At 69.7% G+C, this 22,535-nt stretch carries 24 protein-coding genes and 1 rRNA gene; 21 read left to right on the top strand and 4 right to left on the bottom strand.

From position 1 onward, the window contains the following. The first annotated feature begins 103 nt into the window (after positions 1–103). The 7 genes from rrf (at position 104) to recN (ending at position 5,865) form a co-directional block, all read left to right on the top strand. A 5S ribosomal RNA gene (gene rrf, locus BN976_RS31545) occupies positions 104–217 on the top strand. Between the two features lie 135 nt (positions 218–352). Beyond that, entirely contained in the window at positions 353–1,177 is an 825-nt protein-coding gene (locus tag BN976_RS31540; protein WP_083767353.1) for a tetratricopeptide repeat protein, read from the top strand. 1 nt (position 1,178) lies between these two features. Next, positions 1,179–2,192, top strand: a complete 1,014-nt coding sequence (locus tag BN976_RS31535) for an HAD-IIA family hydrolase (RefSeq protein WP_036377651.1) — start codon at positions 1,179–1,181, stop codon at positions 2,190–2,192. A 13-nt stretch (positions 2,193–2,205) separates the two neighbouring features. Beyond that, positions 2,206–2,358 (top strand): hypothetical protein, encoded by a 153-nt coding sequence (locus tag BN976_RS34155; RefSeq protein ID WP_086008516.1) that lies wholly within the window; start codon positions 2,206–2,208, stop codon positions 2,356–2,358. A gap of 5 nt (positions 2,359–2,363) precedes the next feature. After that, positions 2,364–3,173, top strand: coding sequence for a TlyA family RNA methyltransferase (locus BN976_RS31530; protein WP_036377648.1), 810 nt, complete (start codon positions 2,364–2,366; stop codon positions 3,171–3,173). Further along, on the top strand, positions 3,170–4,090 hold the full coding sequence (locus BN976_RS31525) for an NAD kinase (protein ID WP_011780492.1): 921 nt from the start codon (positions 3,170–3,172) through the stop codon (positions 4,088–4,090). The genes BN976_RS31530 and BN976_RS31525 overlap by 4 nt, the downstream gene beginning before the upstream one ends. Then, positions 4,090–5,865, top strand: a complete 1,776-nt coding sequence (recN, locus tag BN976_RS31520) for a DNA repair protein RecN (RefSeq protein ID WP_036377645.1) — start codon at positions 4,090–4,092, stop codon at positions 5,863–5,865. Before BN976_RS31525 ends, recN begins: the two co-directional genes overlap by 1 nt. Positions 5,866–5,868: 3 nt before the next feature. Here the strand turns inward: recN and BN976_RS31515 are convergent, their stop codons facing one another. Continuing rightward, positions 5,869–6,456 (bottom strand): TetR/AcrR family transcriptional regulator, encoded by a 588-nt coding sequence (locus BN976_RS31515; RefSeq protein WP_036377642.1) that lies wholly within the window; start codon positions 6,454–6,456, stop codon positions 5,869–5,871. Between the two features lie 32 nt (positions 6,457–6,488). Here BN976_RS31515 and BN976_RS31510 point away from each other — a divergent pair, with 32 nt between their 5' ends. From BN976_RS31510 to xerD, 6 genes are all read left to right on the top strand, one after another. Then, a complete protein-coding gene (locus BN976_RS31510; protein ID WP_011780489.1) occupies positions 6,489–6,872 on the top strand; it encodes a VOC family protein in 384 nt (127 codons plus the stop codon). 92 nt (positions 6,873–6,964) lie between these two features. Beyond that, positions 6,965–8,149, top strand: coding sequence for a putative cytokinetic ring protein SteA (steA, locus tag BN976_RS31505; RefSeq protein ID WP_011780488.1), 1,185 nt, complete (start codon positions 6,965–6,967; stop codon positions 8,147–8,149). A gap of 10 nt (positions 8,150–8,159) precedes the next feature. Continuing rightward, the gene (locus BN976_RS31500; protein ID WP_011780487.1) at positions 8,160–9,101 is read left to right on the top strand and encodes a copper transporter; all 942 of its coding nucleotides are present in this window, start codon (positions 8,160–8,162) and stop codon (positions 9,099–9,101) included. Between the two features lie 123 nt (positions 9,102–9,224). Then, positions 9,225–10,976, top strand: a complete 1,752-nt coding sequence (locus BN976_RS31495) for a CTP synthase (protein ID WP_036377698.1) — start codon at positions 9,225–9,227, stop codon at positions 10,974–10,976. Continuing rightward, on the top strand, positions 10,969–11,604 hold the full coding sequence (locus BN976_RS31490; RefSeq protein ID WP_036377639.1) for an NUDIX domain-containing protein: 636 nt from the start codon (positions 10,969–10,971) through the stop codon (positions 11,602–11,604). The genes BN976_RS31495 and BN976_RS31490 overlap by 8 nt, the downstream gene beginning before the upstream one ends. Further along, positions 11,601–12,554 (top strand): site-specific tyrosine recombinase XerD, encoded by a 954-nt coding sequence (gene xerD / locus BN976_RS31485; RefSeq protein ID WP_011780484.1) that lies wholly within the window; start codon positions 11,601–11,603, stop codon positions 12,552–12,554. Before BN976_RS31490 ends, xerD begins: the two co-directional genes overlap by 4 nt. Here xerD and BN976_RS31480 read toward each other — a convergent pair. Continuing rightward, positions 12,551–13,285, bottom strand: coding sequence for an O-methyltransferase (locus BN976_RS31480; RefSeq protein WP_011780483.1), 735 nt, complete (start codon positions 13,283–13,285; stop codon positions 12,551–12,553). The two genes, xerD and BN976_RS31480, sit on opposite strands and share 4 nt — an antisense overlap. A gap of 124 nt (positions 13,286–13,409) precedes the next feature. On the opposite strand from BN976_RS31480, the gene BN976_RS31475 reads away from it, so the two are divergent. The 6 genes from BN976_RS31475 to der are packed head-to-tail and all read left to right on the top strand — an operon-like array spanning position 13,410 to position 18,699. Continuing rightward, the gene (locus tag BN976_RS31475) at positions 13,410–14,306 is read left to right on the top strand and encodes a ParA family protein (RefSeq protein ID WP_036377635.1); all 897 of its coding nucleotides are present in this window, start codon (positions 13,410–13,412) and stop codon (positions 14,304–14,306) included. After that, a complete protein-coding gene (locus BN976_RS31470) occupies positions 14,303–15,127 on the top strand; it encodes a segregation/condensation protein A (RefSeq protein ID WP_011780481.1) in 825 nt (274 codons plus the stop codon). The genes BN976_RS31475 and BN976_RS31470 overlap by 4 nt, the downstream gene beginning before the upstream one ends. 8 nt (positions 15,128–15,135) lie before the next feature. Further along, positions 15,136–15,861 carry an SMC-Scp complex subunit ScpB gene (scpB, locus tag BN976_RS31465; protein WP_011780480.1) on the top strand — a complete coding sequence of 242 codons (726 nt, stop codon included), beginning with the start codon at positions 15,136–15,138 and terminating at the stop codon, positions 15,859–15,861. A gap of 2 nt (positions 15,862–15,863) precedes the next feature. Continuing rightward, on the top strand, positions 15,864–16,607 hold the full coding sequence (locus BN976_RS31460) for a pseudouridine synthase (RefSeq protein WP_036377632.1): 744 nt from the start codon (positions 15,864–15,866) through the stop codon (positions 16,605–16,607). Beyond that, positions 16,604–17,290 (top strand): (d)CMP kinase, encoded by a 687-nt coding sequence (gene cmk, locus BN976_RS31455; protein ID WP_036377629.1) that lies wholly within the window; start codon positions 16,604–16,606, stop codon positions 17,288–17,290. The genes BN976_RS31460 and cmk overlap by 4 nt, the downstream gene beginning before the upstream one ends. Beyond that, positions 17,287–18,699, top strand: a complete 1,413-nt coding sequence (gene der / locus BN976_RS31450; RefSeq protein ID WP_011780477.1) for a ribosome biogenesis GTPase Der — start codon at positions 17,287–17,289, stop codon at positions 18,697–18,699. The genes cmk and der overlap by 4 nt, the downstream gene beginning before the upstream one ends. Before the next feature lie 47 nt (positions 18,700–18,746). Here the strand turns inward: der and BN976_RS31445 are convergent, their stop codons facing one another. Next, positions 18,747–19,061, bottom strand: a complete 315-nt coding sequence (locus BN976_RS31445) for a spore germination protein GerW family protein (RefSeq protein WP_011780476.1) — start codon at positions 19,059–19,061, stop codon at positions 18,747–18,749. Positions 19,062–19,150: 89 nt separating this feature from the next. Between BN976_RS31445 and BN976_RS31440 the strand changes: the two genes are divergently transcribed. Both BN976_RS31440 and BN976_RS31435 read left to right on the top strand, forming a co-directional pair. Next, on the top strand, positions 19,151–19,933 hold the full coding sequence (locus BN976_RS31440) for a sulfite exporter TauE/SafE family protein (RefSeq protein WP_011780475.1): 783 nt from the start codon (positions 19,151–19,153) through the stop codon (positions 19,931–19,933). Positions 19,934–20,143: 210 nt separating this feature from the next. Beyond that, positions 20,144–21,058 (top strand): sulfite exporter TauE/SafE family protein, encoded by a 915-nt coding sequence (locus BN976_RS31435; RefSeq protein WP_011780474.1) that lies wholly within the window; start codon positions 20,144–20,146, stop codon positions 21,056–21,058. Here the strand turns inward: BN976_RS31435 and BN976_RS31430 are convergent. Then, entirely contained in the window at positions 21,038–22,522 is a 1,485-nt protein-coding gene (locus BN976_RS31430; RefSeq protein ID WP_036377624.1) for a cryptochrome/photolyase family protein, read from the bottom strand. The genes BN976_RS31435 and BN976_RS31430 overlap by 21 nt on opposite strands. Between the last annotated feature and the right edge of the window lie 13 nt (positions 22,523–22,535).

Below are 22,535 nucleotides of genomic sequence, written 5' to 3'. Positions count from 1 at the left end.
CACAACCACAGACACCACAACCCGGGAAACCCGGTTGGGCGTCACCACACCCCACCACCAAAAACACAACAAAGGATTTGTCACTGAAACAAGTGAATAGAGTTACGGCGGTCCATAGCGGCAGGGAAACGCCCGGTCCCATCCCGAACCCGGAAGCTAAGCCTGCCAGCGCCGATGATACTACCCACACGGGTGGAAAAGTAGGACACCGCCGAACACAAATTAGAAATCGCCCCCCACGTATCCGTGGGGGGCGATTTCCTTTTTTATTTCGCTTTTGCGTGGCCGCATTGATCAATTGCGCGGTCTCATTAATTATGTGGCGCCCGATCTTGCCCGTATCCTTTCCGTCGTGCCCCAAGACAATCAGGGCGGCCGCGGCGATCGTCGACCCAGCCGCAGCTCGAACGGCAACAGGGAACGCCCGCGCCGCGACCAACGGTCCGCGCCGCGTTCGTCGGGTCCGAACCGGGCCCGCCCCGCCCAACCCAGGACCGACGGCGACGAGTCCCGACCGAGCGGCCCGCCGATCCCCGCGGAGATCGAGGCCAAGCAACTGGCGCCCGAGATCCGCGGCGAACTCACCACACTCGATCGCAGCACCGCCGACACGGTGGCCAGGCATCTGGTGGCCGCCGGCGAGCTTCTCGACGACGACCCGGAGGCCGCCCTCGCCCACGCCCGCGCGGCCCGCGCGCGGTCAGGTCGGATCGCTGCGGTCCGCGAGGCCGTCGGCATCGCCGCCTATCAGTGCGGGGACTGGGCCCAGGCTCTCGCCGAGCTCCGTGCCGCCCGCCGAATGGGCAGCCGCTCACCGCTGTTGGCCCTGATCGCCGATTGTGAGCGCGGTGTCGGTCGTCCCGAACGTGCGATCGAGCTGGCCCGCAGCCCCGAAGCGGCGGAGTTGACCGGAGACGACGCCGACGAGCTGCGCATGGTCGTCGCCGGGGCCCGCTCGGACCTCGGACAGCACGAACAGGCCCTGGCGGTGCTGTCCAGCCCCGCGCTGGATCCCACCCGGACCGGACCGACCGCAGCCCGGCTCTTCTACGCCTACGCCGAGACGCTGCTCGCACTCGGACGTGAGGCGGAGGCGCTGCAGTGGTTCCTGCATGCCGCCGCCGCCGACGTGGAGGGCGTCACCGACGCCGAAGAGCGGGTCACGGAGCTGTCCTGACGTGACAACCCTTGCGCAGCAGCATGATTGCCTGCTGCTCGACCTCGACGGCACGGTGTTCCGCGGTCACGAACCGACTCCCGGCGCCGTCGAGACGCTGGCATCGGTCGACTCCCGGATCCTGTTCGTCACCAACAACGCCTCCCGTGACGCCGAGCAGGTCGCCGAGCACCTGCGCGAACTCGGCTTCGCCGCGGCGGCCGACGATGTGGTGACGAGCGCGCAGAGCGCTGCCCGGCTGCTGGCCGGGCAGGTGCCTCCCGGGGGGAGGGTGCTCGTCGTGGGCACGGACGCCCTGGCCGACGAGATCTCCGGAGTCGGCCTTGAGCCGGTTCGCCGGTGGTCGGACCGCCCCGTCGCCGTGGTGCAGGGACATTCTCCGGATACCGGCTGGCAGCACCTGGCGGAAGCGGCGCTGGCCATCCGCTCCGGGGCGTTGTGGGTCGCCGCCAACGTCGACAAGACGTTGCCGTCGGAACACGGCCTGTTGCCGGGCAACGGGTCCATGGTCGCCGCGCTGCGGACCGCCACCGACGCCGACCCGCAGGTCGCCGGGAAGCCCGCGCCCGCACTGATGCAGGACGCGCTCGCACGTGGCGAGTTCGACCGGCCACTGGTCGTGGGTGACCGCCTCGACACCGACATCGCCGGCGCCAATGCCGCGAGGCTGCCCAGCTTGATGGTGCTCTGCGGGGTCAACTCCGCCGAGGACGCCATCTGGGCGGTGCGTGAGCAGCGGCCCACCTTCCTCGCCGCTGACCTGCGTGCGCTCACCGCCGAGGACACCGAGGCGTTGCGCATCGCCCCTCACCCCGGATGGCGGGTCGAGGTCGACAACGTGGCGGTGACGCTGACCGCCACGGGGTCGGACCCGGGCGACTCACTCGCGCCGGTGCGCGCGATCGCGGCGGCGGTCTGGGCGTCGGGCATCGCGCGGCGGCCGATCCGGGGCCACGACGACACGGCCCGACAGGCCGTGCAGCGCTGGTCCCTGGTCTCTGACCGCATCGACTAGCGTGAAGGCCGATATGAGTAACGATCCCGACCAGATCCGCGCCCAGGTAGCCGAACTCCTCGGTCAGCCGGATGTGACGGCGTCTGACCTGGACGCCGTCGCGGCCCGCCTCGAGGAGGCGCACGATCTGCTGGTGCGCGCGCTGGAATCCGTCGAGAAGGGCTGACCTGCGTGTCGCGTCGCGCACGTGTTGACGCCGAACTGGTACGGCGCGGTCTGGCCCGCTCCCGCCAGCAGGCTGCCGAATTGATCGGCGCAGGGCGGGTCCGTATCGACGGGATGCCCGCGGCCAAACCCGCGACCGCGGTGTCGTTGACCGCCAATCTGACCGTCGAAGGCGGCGATGCCGACAGCTGGGTCTCGCGCGGGGCGCACAAACTGATCGGTGCCCTGGATGCGTTCGGGCTGTCGGTGCGGGCCCGCCGCTGCCTGGACGCGGGCGCGTCGACCGGGGGATTCACCGAGGTGCTGCTCGACCGGGAAGCCCGCGAGGTGGTCGCCGTCGACGTCGGCTACGGCCAGCTGGCCTGGTCCCTGCGCACCGACCCCAGGGTGACGGTGCTGGACCGCACCAACGTCCGTGAACTCACCCCCGAAGCCATCGGCGGGCCCGTGGACCTCGTCGTCGCCGACCTGTCGTTCATCTCGCTGGCGACCGTGCTGCCCGCGCTGACCGCGTGCGCGTCGCCCGACGCCGATATCGTTCCCATGGTGAAGCCACAGTTCGAGGTCGGCAAGGACCGGGTCGGGCCGGGCGGCGTGGTGTCGGACCCGCTGCTGCGCGCCGAGGCGGTGCTCTCGGTTGCCCGTCGCGCGGCCGAGTTGAACTGGCACGCCGTGGCGGTCACCGCCAGCCCGCTGCCGGGGCCGGCGGGAAACGTCGAGTACTTCATCCACCTCCGGAGCGACGGCGTGCACAGGCTGCAGGCCGATGCTCTCGAGGCCGCCGTACGACGCGCTGTCGATGAGGGCCCGCAATGACCGAACGCACCATCCTTCTGGTCGTGCACACCGGTCGCGAAGAGGTGACCGAGGTCGCCCGTCGGGTCGAGAAGGTGCTGTCCGACCACGGGATCGGGCTGCGGGCACTGTCCGCGGAGGCGGTCGACCGCGGCCCGGTACACCTTGCGCCCGACGACATGCGGGCACTCGGCGTCGAGATCGATGTGGTCGATGCCGACGAGCGGGCCGCCGAGGGGTGCGAGCTGGTGTTGGTGCTCGGTGGCGACGGCACCTTCCTGCGTGCCGCCGAACTGGCCCGCAACGCCGAGATCCCGGTGTTGGGCGTGAACCTGGGCAAGATCGGCTTCCTGGCCGAGGCCGAGGCCGAGTCGATCGACTCCGTGCTCGACCACATCGTCCGCCGCGACTACCGGGTGGAGGAGCGGATGACGCTCGAAGTCGCCGTTCGCGCGGGCGGACGACTCCTGGACCGCGGGTGGGCGCTCAACGAGGCGAGCCTGGAGAAGGGGCCTCGGCTGGGTGTGCTGGGCGTGGTCGTCGAGGTCGACGGACGGCCGGTGTCCTCGTTCGGATGTGACGGCGTGCTGGTCTCGACACCGACGGGATCGACTGCCTACGCGTTCTCCGCGGGCGGCCCGGTGCTCTGGCCGGATCTGGAGGCGATCATCGTCGTGCCGAACAATGCCCACGCGCTGTTCGCCCGCCCCATGGTGACCAGCCCCGATGCGCTGATCGCGATCGAAATCGAGGCCACCGGGCATGACGCGCTGGTGTTCTGCGACGGGAGGCGGGAGATGGTGGTGCCCGCGGGCGGCCGCTTGGAGGTCACCCGGTGCGCCACGCCGTTGAAATGGGTGCGACTCGACAGCGCGCCGTTCACCGACCGACTGGTACGCAAGTTCCGGTTGCCCGTCACGGGGTGGCGTGGGCAGTAGTGCTAGCCGAGATCCGAATCGAGGCGCTGGGTGCCATCAGTGCCGCGACCGCTGAATTCGACGGTGGGCTGACCGTGCTGACCGGCGAGACCGGTGCCGGTAAGACCATGGTGGTCACCGGGCTGCACCTTCTCGGCGGGGCACGTGCCGACGCGACCAAGGTGCGTTCGGGTGCTGATCGTGCCGTCGTCGAAGGCCGTTTCACCACAGCCGAAGTCGGCGATGCGGTGGCTGCACAGGTGGACGGCATCCTGGATTCCTCGGGTGCCGAGCGTGACGACGACGGCAGTGTGATCGCCGCCCGCTCCGTCAGCCGCGACGGGCCCTCGCGGGCCTACCTCGGCGGCCGCAGCGTGCCGGCCAAGTCGCTGAGCGGCTTCACCAACGAGCTGCTCACGCTGCACGGGCAGAACGACCAGCTGCGGCTGATGCGGCCCGACGAGCAGCGCGCGGCCCTGGACCGGTACGCCGACGTGGCCACCCAGCTCCACCGCTACCGCACCGCGCGTGACTCCTGGTTGGAGGCGAAACGGGATCTGGACGACCGGCGGCGCCGCGCCCGGGAGATGGCTCAGGAAGCCGACCGCCTGCAGTTCGCGCTCAACGAGATCGACGTGATCGACCCGCATTCCGGCGAGGACGAAGCCCTGGTCGCCGAGATCCGCAGGCTGTCCGAGCTCGACGCGCTGCGTGAGGCCGTGCAGACGGCCAGAGCCGCGCTGTCCGGTGAGAGCGACGACGGGTTCTCCGCCGCCCACGCGGTCGGCCAGGCCCGCTCGGCGCTGGAGGGCACCGATGACGCGCCACTCAAGGCGCTGGCCGAACAGCTGGGCTCGGCGTTGACCGTGCTCGTCGACGTGTCCGCCGAGCTGGGTGGCTATCTCGATGAATTGCCCACCGACACAAGCAGTTTGGAAACGAAGCTGGCCCGCCAAGCCGAGCTTCGGACGCTGACCCGCAAGTACGCCGCCGACGTCGACGGGGTGCTGGCGTGGGCCGGCGAGGCCCGCGACCGGCTGGCTGCGCTCGACGTGTCCGAGGAGACGCTCGCGGGTCTGGAACGGCGGGTGGAGGAGCTGCAGGCCACGGTGGTGGCCGCGGCGCAGGATCTGACCAAGGTGCGGGTCAAAGCGGCCAAGGGCCTGTCCAAGGCCGTCACCGCCGAACTGTCCGGGCTGGCGATGGCCGGCGCCGACTTCGCCATCTCGGTGACCCCGCTGCCGGCCCGCGCCGACGACAGTGCGCCACTGGCCCTGCCGTCGGGCGTCACCGTGCACGCCGGCCACGACGGCGTCGACGCCGTGGAGTTCGGCTTCGCCGCCCACGGCGGTTCGGATCTGCTGCCACTGAACAAAAGCGCCTCCGGCGGTGAACTCTCCCGGGTGATGCTGGCGCTGGAGGTGGTGCTTTCCGCCTCGACGGAAGGCACGACGATGGTGTTCGACGAGGTCGACGCCGGCGTCGGAGGACGTGCGGCGGTGCAGATCGGTCGCCGCCTCGCTCGACTGGCACGCACCCATCAGGTCATCGTCGTCACCCACCTGCCGCAGGTCGCGGCCTACGCCGACGTGCACCTCGTCGTCGAGGGGGTCGCCGGACGCGACGACGGCAGGAAGGCGCGGGCGAAGTCCAGCGGCGTGCGTCGCCTCGACGACGACGACCGGGTCGCGGAACTGGCGCGCATGCTGGCCGGGCTGGGGGAGTCCGACAGCGGCCGTGCCCATGCGCGGGAACTGCTGGACGCAGCCCGTGCCGAGCGGGCCGCCGCCGACTGAGGGTCAGCGGCCGAGGACCGCGTCGAGCAGACCCGCGACGAAATCGGCGTCGGCGGCGTCGGCGGTCATCAGGCAGCGGTAGAACACGCCGCCGGACAAGGCCACCGAGGCGGTCTCCGGGTCCACCGTGGCCGGGAACTCGCCCGCCGTGACCCCGGCGGAGATGACGTCGGTGAGCCGTCGACGGCGCTGCGCCGAGAAACCGTGCAGGCGGTCGCGGAAATCGGTGTCGTTGGCGGCGGCGTGGATCAGCGCGGGGATGCATGCCGACACCGGTGAGTCGGTCAGCGCCTGCGCGAGGTGGCTCAGCAGGACGTGCGCGCGCTGCCGCGCGGTATCGGCGCCGTCCCCGTGCCCGGGATCGGGCTGCCGATTGAGGCCCGCCAGGGCGTCCGCGACCAGCGCCGCCCTGTCGGGCCAGTGCCGGTAGACGGTGCTCCTGCCGACTCCGGCGCGGGCCGCCACCGACTCCATCCGGAATCCGGCGTAACCGTTGGCGGCGAACTCGGCGAGGGCCGCGCGCAGGATGGCGCGTCGCGAATGCCCGATCCGCGGATCCTCTTTGCGACGGCTTGTCTCGCTATGGGACATAGTCGTATCATAACCCTTTGGAGGTGGGAAAAATGACCGACTTCAGCGTTCGCTACATCGTCGATGACGTCGATGATGCGGTGGACTTCTACACCCGGCATCTGGGATTCGAACTGGTCATGAAACCGGGACCCGGCTTCGCCATGTTGCGTCGGGGCGGGTTACGGCTGCTGCTCAACGTGCCAGAGGGCGGCGGCGGCGCCGGGCAACGGCTGTCCGGCGGACAGCTGCCGCAGCCGGGCGGCTGGAACCGATTCCAGTTGCAGGTCGGCGATCTGGACGCGGTGGTCGAGGCGCTCCACAGCGGGGGCGTCGCCTTCCGCGGTGAGGTGGTCGAGGGGCGCGGAGGTCGACAGGCGCTCGCGCTGGACCCGTCCGGAAACCCGGTCGAACTGTTCCAGGCGTACCCGGCCTGACCCTGTTGCCAATGTGACAAAAGCGAACTTGTGAGGCTGGTGTTACGGCGCGCCTCCGACGGATTTCCGCCGTCGCTGGACAGAATCGGCCCATGAAGATGTCAGCGCTGCTGTCCCGTAATGCCAGCTCACGGCCAGGTATCACCGGCACCGCCCGCGTGGACCGCGACATCGATCGACTGCTCAGACGGGTCACTCCGGGCGACATCGTCGTCCTCGACGCGCTCGACCTCGACCGCGTCACCGCCGACGCCCTGGTCGAGGCGGGAGTCGCCGCGGTCGTCAACGCCTCGCCGTCGATCTCCGGCCGCTACCCGAACCTCGGTCCCGAGGTGCTGGTCGCCAACGGCATCACCCTCGTCGACGAGACGGGACCCGAGGTCTTCAAGAAGGTCAAAGACGGCGCGCGCGTCCGGATCAACGAGGGCGGCGTGTACTCCGGCGACCGGCGCCTGGTGCTCGGAACCGAGCGCACCGACGCCGACATCCACGAGCTGATGCAGGAAGCCAAGGGCGGGCTTGTCGCGCACCTGGAAGCGTTCGCGGGCAACACCATCGAGTTCATCCGCAGCGAGAGCCCGCTGCTGATCGACGGCATCGGCATCCCGGACATCGACGTCGACATGAACCGCAGGCACGTGGTGATCGTGGCCGAAGAGGACCACGCGGCCGCGGACCTCAAGGCGCTCAAGCCGTTCATCAAGGAGTACCAACCGGTGCTCGTCGGAGTCGGTGCCGGCGCTGACATCCTGCGCAAGGCCGGGTACCGCCCGCAGTTGATCGTCGGCGATCCCGACAAGATCAGCACCGAGGTGCTGCGCTGCGGCGCACAGGTGGTGCTGCCCGCCGACGCCGACGGGCACGCCGCGGGCCTCGAGCGCATCCAGGATCTCGGCGTGGGCGCAATGACGTTCCCCGCCGCCGGCTCGGCCGCCGACCTCGCGCTGCTGCTGTGCGATCACCACGGCGCCGCGCTGATCGTCACGGTCGGCCACACCGCCAGCATCGAGGAGTTCTTCGACCGTAACCGGCAGCGCAGCAACCCCTCGACCTTCCTGACCCGCCTGAAGGTGGGCGAGAAGCTCGTCGACGCCAAGGCGGTCGCCACGCTGTACCGCAGCCGGGTGTCCGGAGGCGCCATCGCCCTGCTGGTGCTGGCCATGCTCATCGCCGTGATCGCGGCGTTGTGGGTCTCGCGGGCCGACGCCGCGGTGATCGAATGGGTGTCGCAGTACTGGAACCAGTTCCTGCTGTGGGCCCAGGGTCTGGTCTCGTAGGGGACTGACGGTGATCTCGCTGCGCTCGCACGCCATCTCGCTGGCCGCGGTCTTTCTCGCGCTGGCGATCGGTATCGCCCTCGGTTCGGGAATGCTGTCCAACACGGTGCTGTCCGGCTTGCGCGACGACAAGCAGGACATGCGGCAGCAGATCGACACGCTGACCGAGGACCGCAACGCGCTCAACGAGAAGCTCAGCGCGGCAGGCGATTTCGATGCGCAGGTGGCGCCCCGCATCCTGCGGGACGCTCTGGCCGACAAGTCGGTGGTCATCTTCCGTACCCCCGACGCCGCCGACAACGACGTCGACGGACTGACCCGCCTGGTGACCCAGGCCGGTGGCACGGTGACCGGAAGCATCGGGCTCACGCAGCAGTTCGTCGACGCCAACTCGGCCGAGAAACTGCTGTCTGTGGTCAACTCGCCGATCGTGCCTGCCGGAGCGCAGCTGAATACCGCGGCCGTCGACCAGGGTTCCCAGGCCGGCGATCTGCTCGGCATCTCGGTGCTGATCAACAAAGACCCGAAGGTGGCGCCGGTCGACGAGACCCAGCGGGGCACCGTGCTGGCCGCCCTGCGTGACACCGGCTTCGTGACCTACGGCACCGAGCGCATCGGGGCGGCCAACACCGCACTCGTCGTCACCGGCGGGCCCCTCGGCGAGGACGCAGGCAACCAGGGCGCCACCGTTGCCCGGTTCGCGGCAGGGCTGGCGCCGCACGGCGCAGGCACCGTCCTCGTCGGGCGCGACGGATCCGCCACCGGCACCGCGGCGGTGGCGGTGGCCAGGTCAGATGCCGCGCTGAGCAACGCCGTCAGCACCGTCGACGACATCGACAGCGAATCGGGACGGATCACGTCCGTGCTCGCGCTGAGCGCCCTGATCAACGGCGGCCGGCCCGACCGGTTCGGCATCGGCCCGGGAGCGACCTCGGTCACCGTGCCGCAGTAGCCCGGCGCGTCAACAACACCGCGTCTCAGACGGTGTTAGGGTGGGGTTCCGTGGGTCGGCAGGCCCCAAACAGGGTGTGAACCCGGCGAAACAAGCCCTGCCCGGTCATCACGGAGGTTGTACTTGCCAGCGCTACGCAAGCACCCGCAAACGGCCACCAAACACCTCTTCGTTACCGGTGGTGTGGTGTCGTCTCTGGGCAAGGGTCTCACGGCGTCGAGCCTCGGGCAGTTGCTGACGGCGCGGGGGCTGCAAGTCACGATGCAGAAGTTGGACCCCTATCTGAACGTCGACCCGGGGACCATGAACCCGTTCCAGCACGGTGAGGTGTTCGTCACCGAGGACGGCGCCGAGACCGACCTCGACGTCGGCCACTACGAGCGCTTCCTGGACCGCAACCTGTCCGGGTCGGCGAATGTCACCACCGGGCAGGTCTATTCGACGGTCATCGCCAAGGAACGCCGCGGCGAGTACCTCGGCGACACGGTCCAGGTGATCCCGCACATCACCGACGAGATCAAACGCCGCATTCTGGCGATGGACGCCGCCGACAGCGACGGCAACCGGCCCGACGTGATCATCACCGAGATCGGCGGGACGGTCGGCGACATCGAGTCGCTGCCGTTCCTGGAGGCAGCGCGGCAGGTGCGCCACGAGGTCGGCCGGGAGAACTGCTTCTTCCTGCACTGCTCCCTGGTGCCCTACATGGCCCCGTCCGGTGAGCTCAAGACCAAGCCGACACAGCACTCGGTGGCCGCGCTGCGCAGCATCGGCATCACCCCGGACGCGCTGATCCTGCGCTGCGACCGCGACGTGCCCGAGCCGTTGAAGAACAAGATCGCGCTGATGTGCGACGTCGATATCGACGGCGTCATCTCCACCCCCGATGCCCCGTCCATCTACGACATCCCCAAGGTGCTGCACCGCGAGGAGCTCGACGCCTACGTGGTCCGGCGGTTGAACCTGCCGTTCCGCGACGTCGACTGGACGCAGTGGAACGATTTGCTGCGCCGCGTCCACGAACCGCGCGATACGGTGCGAATCGCGTTGGTGGGCAAGTACATCGACCTTTCCGACGCCTACCTGTCGGTCGCCGAGGCGCTGCGCGCGGGCGGGTTCGCGCAGCACGCCAAGGTGGAGATGCGTTGGGTGGCCTCCGACGACTGCGAGACCGACGCGTCGGCCGCGGCCGCGCTGGCCGACGTCGACGGCGTGCTGATCCCCGGCGGCTTCGGCATCCGCGGCATCGAGGGCAAGATCGGCGCGATCCACTATGCGCGCAAGCGCGGTCTGCCGGTGCTGGGCCTGTGCCTGGGACTGCAGTGCATCGTCATCGAGGCGGCGCGTTCGGTCGGCCTGACCGAGGCCAACTCCGCGGAGTTCGACCCGGCCACCCCCGACCCGGTCATCTCCACGATGGCCGATCAGCGCGACGCCGTCGCCGGCGAAGCAGACCTCGGCGGCACCATGCGGCTCGGTGCCTACCCGGCGGTGCTGGAGCCGAATTCGCTTGTCGCGCAGGCCTACGGCACCACCGAGGTGTCGGAGCGGCACCGTCACCGCTACGAGGTGAACAACACCTACCGGGACCGGATCGCCGAGAGCGGGCTGCGGTTCTCGGGCACCTCACCCGACGGGCACCTGGTCGAGTTCGTCGAATACCCGCCCGAGGTGCACCCGTTCCTGGTCGGCACCCAGGCCCACCCGGAGCTCAAGAGCAGGCCCACCCGCCCGCACCCGCTGTTCGCGGCGTTCGTCGGTGCGTCGCTGGACTACAAGAACGCCGAGCGCCTGCCCGTAGAGATGCCGGAGATTCCGGAACACGAACCCAACGGCGCCGAGCACGCTCTCGAGGACGCCCCGGCTCGTGGCTGAGGGCGACCCCGGACGTCACGAGTTCACCACCGTCGCCTCGGAGACGGTCTATGCCGGCAAGATCATCGCGCTGCGCGCCGACGAGGTGCGCATGCCCGGTGGCGGAACCGCCCGCCGCGAGGTCATCGAGCACTTCGGCGCCGTCGCCGTCGTCGCACTCGACGAGGACGGCCGCATCGTGCTCATCCATCAGTACCGCCACGCGTTCGGCAGGCGGCTCTGGGAACTGCCCGCCGGTCTGCTCGACTTCGGCGGCGAGCCGCCGCACGCGTCGGCGGTCCGGGAACTCGCCGAGGAGGCGGGCCTGGCTGCGGAGCACTGGCGCACCCTCATCGATGTGGACTCCGCCCCGGGATTCTGCGACGAGAGCGTCCGCGTGTTTCTGGCCACCGGCCTGCGTGACGTCGAGCGGCCGCAGGCCCACGACGAGGAGGCCGACATGACGGTGCAGCGCTTCGACCTCGCCGACGCCGTCGCCAAGGTCTATTCCGGTGAGATCGTCAACTCGACCGCGGTGGCCGGGATCCTGGCCGCACACGCCATGCCCGATGTTTCGACGCTGCGTCCCGTCGACGCGCCGTGGGTGGACCGGCCCACGGCGTTCGCCCGCCGGGTGGGGCATCCTTGACGACCGGTGTCGATCCGGCCGCCCTGGACGACCAGTTCCAGGGCTACCTCGACCACCTCGCGATCGAACGCGGGGTGGCGGCCAACACACTGAGCTCCTACCGCAGGGATCTGCGGCGCTACGCCGAACACCTGGCGTCGCGGGGCGTCACCGATCTGGCCGGCGTGGCCGAGGCCGATGTCAGCGAGTTCCTGGTGTCGCTGCGCCGCGGCGATCCGGACAACGGCGTGGTGCCGTTGTCGGCGGTGTCGGCCGCCAGGGCGGTGATCGCGGTCCGGGGGCTGCACCGGTTCGCGGCCGCCGAAGGCATCACCACCGTGGACGTCGCGCGTGAGGTGAAGCCGCCGACACCCGGCCGCCGTCTGCCCAAGAGCCTCAGCATCGACGAAGTCCTGGCGCTGCTGGAGGCGGCGGGCGGCGACGGCGAGGCCGACGGCCCGCTGACGCTGCGCAACCGGGCGCTGCTGGAACTGCTGTACTCGACCGGCGCCAGGATTTCGGAGGCCGTCGGCCTCGACGTCGACGACGTCGACACCGAGGCCCGGTCGGTGCTGTTGCGAGGCAAGGGCGGCAAGCAGCGCCTGATCCCGATCGGGCGGCCTGCGGTGAGCGCGCTGGACAACTACCTGGTGCGGGGGCGTCCGGACCTGGCGCGCCGCGGCCGGGGTACGCCCGCCATCTTCCTCAACGCCCGCGGCGGACGACTCTCGCGGCAGAGCGCGTGGCAGGTACTGCAGGACGCCGCCGAACGTGCGGGGATCACGGCGACGGTCTCCCCGCACGTGCTGCGGCACTCGTTCGCCACTCATCTGCTCGACGGCGGCGCCGACGTCCGCGTCGTGCAGGAGCTGCTGGGACACGCGTCGGTGACCACCACGCAGATCTACACCATGGTGACGGTCACCGCGCTGCGCGAGGTGTGGGCCGGGGCCCATCCCCGGGCGCGCTAACTGCCCAGATACTCGGACTCCAGCACCAGGTCGGGCAGCAGCGACTGGTATTCGACGTGGGTCTTGTGCTCCACGGTGTTCCACCGCGTGCCCTGCTGCTCGCGCATGTGGCGCCGGTAGTCCGGAGCGCCCGGCACCCGGACGTTGTCGGCGACGACGATCGATCCCCGGTGCAGCCACCCGCGCTGTTCGACGCTGCGCAGGTCCGACAGGTAGGCCTTCTTGTCGTGGTCGATGAACAGCAGGTCGACGCTGCCGGTGGTGACGCCGTGCTCGCGGGCGAGGGTGTCGAGCGTGCGGCCGCCGTCGCCGAGGGTCCCGACCACGCAGGTGACGCGGTCGCCGACGCCGGCGTGGGCCCAGATGCGGCGTGCGACGTCGGCGTTCGCGGCGGAGAACTCGACCGACAACACGCGCGCCGACGGCGCCGCGCGGGCGATGCGCAGGGCGCTGTAGCCGCAGTAGGTCCCGAGCTCGAGCACCAGGGCGGGATCGGCCCGGCGCACCGCGGCGTCGAGCAGCGCGCCCTTCTCGTCTCCGATGTTGACCAGCATCGCCTTCCGGTAGGCGAAGGTGTCGATCGCCGACAGGGCCGCGTCGATGTCGCCACGTGGGGCGTTGGCCTCGACGTAGGCCGCGCACGCAGCCTCCCGGCCGTCACCGATCTGCCCGGTCCGGACGAACGACGGCATGCCCAGCGCCAACCGGGCCCACCGTCGGATGGCGTTCATGTCGCCAGATTAGCCGCCAGATCAGAGGTTGCCTGCGGGTCTGCCTCACCGATTCGACGCTCCCCGTTAAACTTGCCCGGATGCCCGCCATGTCTGAAGGTTGCCTGACCAGCGACGGTCCGGTATGACCGACCCGACAGGCGGTTCCCTGGACGCTCCCGCAGCGAGCAGTGACGCTGAACCCGCCCTCGGGCTGACCGGCAGGGTCCCGCGGCAAACCCCCGAACCGGCGCCCCGCACGTCGCACGGACCGGCCAAGGTCATCGCGATGTGCAACCAGAAGGGCGGCGTCGGGAAGACCACGTCCACGATCAACCTGGGTGCCAGCCTCGCCGAGTACGGCAGGCGGGTGCTGCTCGTCGACCTGGATCCGCAGGGGGCGCTGTCGGCCGGGCTCGGCGTGCCGCACTACGAGCTCGAACACACCGTGCACAACCTGCTCGTCGAGCCGCGGGTGTCGATCGATCAGGTGCTGATCAAGACCCGGGTTCCCGGCCTCGATCTGGTGCCCAGCAACATCGACCTGTCGGCCGCGGAGATCCAGCTCGTCAACGAGGTGGGGCGCGAGCAGTCCCTGGCCCGCGCGCTGTATCCGGTGCTGGACCGCTACGACTACGTGCTGATCGACTGCCAGCCGTCGCTCGGCCTGCTCACCGTCAACGGGCTGGCCTGCAGCGACGGCGTGATCATCCCCACCGAGTGCGAGTTCTTCTCGCTGCGCGGCCTGGCGTTGCTGACCGACACCGTGGAGAAGGTGCACGACCGGCTGAACCCGAAACTGTCGATCAGCGGGATCCTGATCACGCGCTACGACCCGCGGACGGTGAACTCGCGCGAGGTGATGGCGCGCGTCGTGGAGCGCTTCGGCGATCTGGTGTTCGACACCGTCGTGACCCGCACCGTGCGGTTCCCCGAGACCAGCGTCGCCGGCGAGCCCATCACCACCTGGGCGCCGAAATCGGCTGGCGCCGAAGCGTATCGGGCGCTGGCGCGTGAGGTCATCCACCGGTTCGGCGCGTGAGCGAGACGACCCCGGAGGAGCCCACCGACTCGTCGACCCAGGTTGGGTTCCAGGTTCGCCTGAGCAATTTCGAGGGCCCGTTCGACCTGCTGCTGCAGCTGATCTTCGCGCACCGGCTCGATGTCACCGAGGTGGCGCTGCATCAGGTGACCGACGAGTTCATCGCCTACACCAAGGAGATCGGACCGCAGCTGGGGCTCGACGAGACGACGTCGTTTCTGGTCGTCGCCGCGACGCTGCTCGACCTCAAGGCGGCGCGCCTGCTGCCGGCCGGGGAGATCCACGACGAGGACGATCTGGCGCTTCTCGAGGTGCGGGACCTGCTGTTCGCGCGGCTGCTGCAGTACCGGGCGTTCAAGCACGTGGCCGAGATGTTCGCCGAACTGGAGGCCGCGGCGCTGCGCAGCTATCCGCGGGCGGTGTCGCTGGAGGACACGTACTCCGACCTGCTGCCCGAGGTGATGCTGGGTGTCGACGCCGCACGGTTCGCCGAGATCGCGGCGGCGGCGTTCACCCCGCGGCCGGTGCCGACCGTCGGCACCGAGCACCTGCACCAGGTGGCGGTGTCGGTGCCCGAGCAGGCGGCCAACCTGATGACGCTGCTCGAGCAGCGGGGGATCGGCCACTGGGCGTCGTTCTCCGAGCTGGTCGCCGACTGCGAGGCCCCGATGGAGATCGTGGGGCGGTTCCTGGCGCTGCTCGAGTTGTACCGCGCCAGGGCGGTAGCATTCGAGCAACCAGAACCGCTTGGTGTGCTCCAGATTTCGTGGACCGGAGAGCGGCCCAACAGCCAACAGTTGGCGACCGCGGACGCGGAATAGAAAGACCTATGACTGACGACACATCGACCGATACTGAGCTCGAATCCGCCATCGAGGACGGCGAGCTCGAGGAGGTCACCGAATCCGAGCTGGACTCCGCGCTCGAGGATGGCGAGCTCGACTCAGCGCTCGAGGCGCTGCTGCTGGTGGTCGACACCCCGGTGACCGTCGACGCACTGGCCGCCGCCACCGATCAGCCGCCGGCACGGGTGGCTGAACGGCTGCACCTGCTCGCCGCCGGTCTGGCCGCCCGCGACAGCGGAATCGATCTGCGCGAAGCCGCGGGCGGATGGCGGATGTACACGCGCTCGAAATACGCCCCCTTCGTCGAGAAGCTGCTGCTCGACGGCGCCCGGTCGAAGCTGACCCGCGCGGCGCTGGAAACCCTGGCCGTCATCGCCTACCGGCAACCGGTCACCCGGGCACGTGTCAGCGCGGTCCGCGGCGTGAACGTCGACGCGGTGATCCGCACGCTGCTCGCCCGCGGGCTGATCACCGAAGCCGGCACCGACTCCGACTCCGGGGCGGTGACCTTCTCGACCACCGAGTTGTTCCTCGAGCGGCTCGGATTGACCTCGCTGACCGACCTTCCGGACATCGCGCCGCTGCTGCCCAACGTCGACGTCATCGACGACCTCAGCGAAACCCTCAGCGAGGAGCCGCGTTTCATGAAGCTCAACGGCACCTCGGGTCCCGGGGCAGCGCCGGCATCCTTCGACGTGGACAGAGACTGAGCATGACCGACAACGACGGAATCCGACTTCAGAAAGTGTTGTCGCAGGCGGGAATTGCGTCTCGGCGAGTCGCGGAGAAGATGATCCGGGACGGCCGGGTCGAGGTGGACGGCCGGATCGTCACCGAGCTGGGCACCCGGGTGGATCCGGCGGCCTCGGTGATCCGGGTGGACGGTGCCCGGATCACGGTCGACGACACCCTCGTGTACCTGGCCATCAACAAACCGCGCGGGATGCACTCGACGATGTCCGACGACCGCGGCCGGCCGTGTGTCGGCGACCTTGTGGAGCACCGGGTTCGCGGCAACAAGAAGCTGTTTCACGTCGGGCGCCTGGACGCAGACACCGAGGGGCTGCTGTTGCTGACCAACGACGGGGAATTGGCGCACCGGTTGATGCACCCGTCATTCGAGGTGCCCAAGTCCTACGTCGCGACCGTGCTCGGCTCGGTGCCCAAGGGGTTGGGCCGCAAGCTGCGTGAGGGAGTCGAGCTGGAGGACGGACCCGTCCAGGTCGACGATTTTGCCGTCGTCGACACGACGCCGGGCCGGACGCTGGTGCGGTTGACCCTGCACGAGGGCCGCAAACACATCGTGCGGCGGCTGCTGGCCGATGTCGGGTTCCCGGTGCAGGAATTGGTGCGCACCGACATCGGCACGGTGTCGTTGGGCGATCAGCGCCCCGGCAGCATCCGGGTGTTGACACAGAAGGAAATCGGCGAACTGTACAAGGCGGTGGGCCTGTGAGCCGTTCCCTGGTGATCGCGATCGACGGGCCGGCCGGCACCGGGAAGTCTTCGGTGGCAAGAGGTTTGGCGGTCGCAATGGGCGCGCGGTATCTGGACACCGGTGCGATGTACCGGATCGTCACGCTCGGCGTGCTGCGTGCGGGCGTCGACCCGGACGACGCGGCGGCGGTCGCCGCCGTGGCGGCGGAGGTGGAGCTGGCGGTCGGTCACGATCCGGGCGAGGACCGGTCCTACCTGGCAGGGGAGGACGTCTCGACCGAGATTCGCGGGGACGCGGTGACCAAGGCGGTGTCGGCGGTGTCGGCGGTGCCCGCCGTGCGGTCCCGGCTGGTCGCCTTGCAGCGCGAATTGGCCTCTGCCCCGGACAATGTCGTCGTCGAGGGCCGTGACATCGGCACCGTCGTGCTGCCGGCCGCGGACGTGAAGATCTTCCTCACGGCGTCGGCGGAGGAGCGCGCCCGCCGCCGCGACGCGCAGAACGTCGCCGCCGGACTGCCCGGCGACTATGAGGCGGTGCTGGCCGACGTCAGGCGCCGCGACCATCTCGATTCCACGCGGGCGGTGTCTCCGCTGCGGGCCGCCGAGGACGCGGTTGTGGTGGACACCAGCGACATGAACCAGGCCGAGGTCGTCGCGTATCTGACCGAACTGGTCGAACAGAAGGCGGGTGTGGCGCGATGACCGATGATGGCACCTGGTCGGACGAAAGCGACTGGGAACTCGGGCCCGACGACATCTCGGATGCGATCGAGGAGGTGTCGGCGCCACCTCCGGTGGTGGCCGTCGTGGGCCGGCCCAATGTCGGCAAGTCGACGCTGGTGAACCGGATCCTGGGCCGTCGCGAAGCCGTGGTGCAGGACGTTCCCGGCGTGACCCGGGACCGGGTCTCCTACGACGCGAGCTGGTCGGGTCAGCGGTTCATGGTCCAGGACACCGGCGGCTGGGAGCCCGACGCCAAGGGCCTGCAGCAGCTCGTCGCCGAGCAGGCTTCGGTGGCGATGCGCACCGCCGACGCGATCATCTTCGTCGTCGACTCCGTGGTGGGCGCCACCGCCGCCGACGAGGCCGCGGCAAAACTGTTGCAGCGCTCCGGAAAACCGGTGTTCCTGGCGGCCAACAAGGTCGACAACGAACGGGGCGAGGCGGACGCCGCGGCGCTGTGGTCGCTGGGGCTGGGGGAGCCGCACCCGATCAGCGCGATGCACGGACGCGGGGTCGCCGACCTGCTCGACGCCGTCGTCGACGCGCTGCCCACGATCTCCGAGGTTGCCGGTGCCGGAGGTGGCGGTCCCCGCCGGGTGGCGCTGGTGGGCAAGCCCAACGTGGGCAAGTCGTCCCTGCTGAACCGGCTCTCCGGTGACGAGCGGTCGGTGGTGCACGACGTCGCCGGGACGACGGTGGACCCGGTGGACTCGCTCATCGAGATGGACGGCAAGCTTTGGCGTTTCGTCGACACGGCGGGACTGCGCCGCAAGGTCGGGCAGGCCAGCGGTCACGAGTTCTACGCCTCGGTGCGCACCCACGGTGCGATCGACGCCGCCGAGGTGGCCATCGTGCTCGTCGACGCGTCACAGCCGTTGACCGAACAGGATCAGCGGGTGCTGTCGATGGTCGTCGAGGCCGGGCGGGCGCTGGTGTTGGCGTTCAACAAGTGGGACCTCGTGGACGAGGACCGCCGCTATCTGCTCGACCGCGAGATCGATCTGCAACTGGCGCAACTGCAGTGGGCGCCGCGGGTGAACATCTCGGCCAAGACGGGCCGGGCCGTGCAGAAGCTGGTGCCGGCGTTGGAGACGGCGCTGAAGTCGTGGGACACCCGGGTGTCCACCGGGCGGCTGAACACCTTCTTCAAGGAGATCGTCGCCGCGACACCGCCTCCGGTGCGCGGCGGCAAGCAGCCGCGGATCCTGTTCGCGACGCAGGCGACGGCCCGTCCGCCGACCTTCGTGCTGTTCACCACCGGGTTCCTGGAGGCCGGCTACCGCCGGTTCCTGGAGCGACGGCTGCGCGAGACGTTCGGCTTCGAGGGCAGCCCGATCCGGATCAACGTCCGCGTCCGGGAGAAGAGGGGGCCCAAGGCCCGTCGGTGAATTCGGCGCGCTGACGCGCCGCGGCTGTCGTGCCCGATCCGCCCCGGTCAGCGACTTCGGGTGACCAGCGCGGCGACGGCGACGACGCCGAGGACCGTGATCAGCCGGTTGACGTCGACCGCGGGCCGCCAACTGACCCGGCCCGCCTTGATGACATACGCACCGACGGGTTTGGCGCTGACGGCGAACCCGCCGCCGGAGCCTTCCCTGCCGTCGGTCTCGGTTCCCGACCCGCCACCACCGCCGCCGGACACGCGAGCCGCCGGGATGACGACGACCCCGTCGCGCTCGATCGGCTCGGCGTACACCCGGCGGGCGGTCATCGAATCTTTGACGGTGGTCAGGACTTCGGTCGGCTTCATCTGTGCCCCTCACGATGTGTCCGGATGCGGTCATGGGCAGTATTCGGCCCGATCCGCTCCGGCGGGACCACTTCGCTAGGGTGAGCCCAATGTCCGTCCTCGACATGGTCCTCATCGCGTTCGCCGGGGTCGGGGCAGGTGCCATCAACGCCCTCGTCGGCTCCGGCACGCTGATCACCTTTCCGACGCTGGTGACCCTCGGATTCCCGCCGGTGACGGCCACCATGTCGAACGCCGTCGGCCTCGTCGCCGGCGGTGTGTCGGGAACCTGGGGATACCGGCGCGAACTGCGCGGCCAGTGGGACCGGCTGCGGTGGCAGATCCCGGCCTCGTTCCTGGGCGCCGGGTGCGGCGCCTGGCTGCTGCTGCACCTGCCCGAGAAGGTGTTCACCCGCGTCGTTCCGGTGCTGCTCGTGCTGGCCCTGGCGCTGGTGGTGGTCGGCCCGAAAATCCAGACCTGGGCCAAGCGGCGGGCCGAGGCCGCCGGGCGTTCGGCCGACCACGTGTCGACGGCGCGGATGACCGCTTTGGTTGCGGCGACGTTCGCGGTCGGCGTGTACGGCGGCTACTTCACCGCGGCACAGGGCATCCTGCTGATCGCCGCGATGGGGGCGCTGCTGCCCGAGGACATGCAGCGGATGAACGCCGCCAAGAACCTGCTGTCGCTGATCGTCAACATCGTCGCCGCGGTGGCCTACACGGTGGTGGCCTTCGACCGGATCAGCTGGGCCGCGGCGGGCCTGATCGCGATCGGGTCGCTGATCGGCGGCTTCCTCGGGGCGCACTACGGACGCCGGCTGTCGCCGAACGTGCTGCGCGGCGTCATCGTCGTCGTGGGACTCATCGGGCTGTACCGGCTGTTGACCGTGTAACCTATGCGGAGCTTCGGCGTACGACTCGACGATGGGATCCTCGATGGCTGATCGCGTGCATTGCGCACCGGCCCCGTCTGAGGTGTCCGCGCTCGAGCCTTTCTGGCCGTCGCGTCGGCTAATGGCCTTCGACGAGTGGTGTTGTCCGCGTCCCTGACGCCCCCACCCGTCCGTCCGGTCACGCGGTGACCGCAGTTTCCGAAGGCAGCCATGCGTTCGCTTCTCATCTTCACGCTTGTCGGTGTCGGTGCCCAGCTGGTCGACGGTGCCCTGGGCATGGCCTTCGGCGTCACCGCGACGACGCTGCTGGTGCTTTCCGGGGTCGGCGCCGCCCAGGCCAGTGCCGCGGTGCACCTCGCCGAGGTGGGCACCACGTTCGCCTCGGGCCTGTCGCACTGGAAGTTCAAGAACATCGACTGGGCGCTGGTCGCCAAGCTCGGCGCTCCCGGCGCGGTCGGCGCGTTCCTCGGGGCCACCGTGCTGTCCTCGCTGTCGACCGAGCACGCGGCGCCGCTGATGGCCGCGATCCTGGTCGCGATCGGTGCCTATGTGCTGCTGCGGTTCTCGCTGCGCACACCGCTGACGTTGGTCCGGGGCAGTAGTCACAGCGTCAAGTTCCTCGCCCCGCTGGGTCTGTTCGGCGGATTCATCGACGCCTCCGGGGGAGGCGGCTGGGGCCCGGTGACCACCAGCACGTTGCTGTCGCAGGGCAAGACGGCGCCGCGCACGGTGATCGGTTCGGTCAGTGCCTCGGAGTTCCTGGTGGCGGCGTCGGCGTCGCTGGGCTTCCTGGTCGGGCTGCGTCAGGAGTTCCTGGAGAACTGGCCCGTCGTGGTCGGGCTCATGGTCGGCGGGGTGATCGCCGCACCGTTCGCCGCGTGGTTGGTCACCAAGGTCAGCCCGGCGCTGCTGGGCAGCGCGGTGGGTGGCGTCATCGTGCTGACCAACAGCCAGAAGCTGGTGCACTTCTTCGACATCCAGTGGCCGTGGTCGACGGGGATCTACTCGGTGATCGTCGTGGCATGGGCGGCGCTGGTGATCTACGCGTGGCGCACGTCCCGCGGCCCGAAGTTCGCGCCGGAGCCGGCCGCCGCCGAATCGGCGTCAGAACCGGTCGCGCGCTGACTCCTGTTCGAGGACCGCGTCGAGGTCGCCGAGCCGCTCCATCGACGAGACCGCGCGCCGGGTGCGCATGTTCTCGGCCAGCCGCTCGCGGTGGCGGTGGACGAAGGCCCAGTAGCCGGCGGTGAAGGGGCACGCGTCGTCGCCGAGGCGTTTCCTGGGGTCGTAGGCGCAGTCCCCGCAGTGGTCGCTCATCTTGTTGATGTAGGCGCCGCCGGAGGTGTACGGCTTGGTGGCCAGCAGCCCGCCGTCGGCGTGCTGACTCATGCCGATGACGTTGGTGGGCATCACCCAGCGGAAGCCGTCGACGTAGGCGGTGGCGAACCATTCGGTGAGTTCGTCGGGCCGGTAACCCCGTTGCAGCGCATGGCTGCCGAGGATCATGAGTCGTTGGATGTGGTGCGTCCAGCCGCGGTCCCGGACGCCTTTGAGCGCGTGGTGCAGGCACTGGGCGGTGACCGCATCGGCGTCGAGATCCGTCCACCATGTCGGCGGCGGCGTGTGGGCGGCGAGCTCATTCTTGGCGGCGTACTCCGGGCCGAAATGCCAGTACAGGTGCCACATGTACTCGCGCCAGCCGAGGATCTGCCGGATGAAGCCCTCGACGGCGGCCAGCGGTGCCTGCTGGTCGCGGTAGGCGCGCTCGGCCTCGTCGACGGCGTCGAGCGGATGTAGGACGCCGAGGTTGAGTGGCACCGACAGCAGTGAGTGCGCCATCGCCCAGTCCTCGGCCATCACGGCGTCCTCGTAGCGGCCGAAGCTGGGCAGCCGGTGCTCGATGAACCGGGCCAGCGCGCGCTTGGCCTCGGCCGGGGTGACGGCGAACAGGCGCGGGCCGTCCACACCCACGGTGTCGAGATCCATCGCGTCGAGGTCGCGGCGGACCTGCTCGTCGATGTCGTCTTCGCGCGGCTGATAGGGGGCGGGGACTCCGAGGGTGCGTTGTTTCTTCGGCGGCGGTTCGCGGTTGTCCTCGTCGTAGTTCCACCGGTTGCCGACCGGCTCGTCGCCGTCCATCAGCACGTCGAAACGACGACGCTGATGGCGGTAGAAGTCCTCCATCCGGAAGCGGGTGCGCTGGCCGGCCCATTGCTGGAAGTCCTTGCGGGACAGCGCGAATGTGGGGGTCGGCAGGACGTCGGCAACGAGTCCCTGCTTATGGAGCCGGTGCACGAAGGTCTCGGCGGCGTGCGAGGTGGGCTCGTGCACGAGGACGGGGCGCTTGAACTGTGTCAACGCGTCGGTGTAGGTGTCGGCCGTGATCAGGGTCGCACGCTCGCCGAGGTCGCGGTCGGCGTGGCGCAGGGCTGAGAGAACCAGGTGCAGCTTCTGCCGGTGGTAGCGACGCCTGCGCAGCGCGGAGGTGGCCTCGACCAGCAGCACTTCACGGTGGGCATGCTCGCCGCCGTGAACGGCCGGACCGAGTTGGTCGGCGAACAGCCACAGGGGAGTGTCGTCCGTTGTCACCGTGTTGAGGATG

The sequence above is a fragment of the Mycolicibacterium austroafricanum genome, from assembly GCF_000612725.1.
Lineage (GTDB): Bacteria > Actinomycetota > Actinomycetes > Mycobacteriales > Mycobacteriaceae > Mycobacterium > Mycobacterium austroafricanum.
The sequence above is the reverse complement of the archived record's forward strand: the minus strand, read 5'-3'. Positions and strand labels throughout refer to the sequence as shown.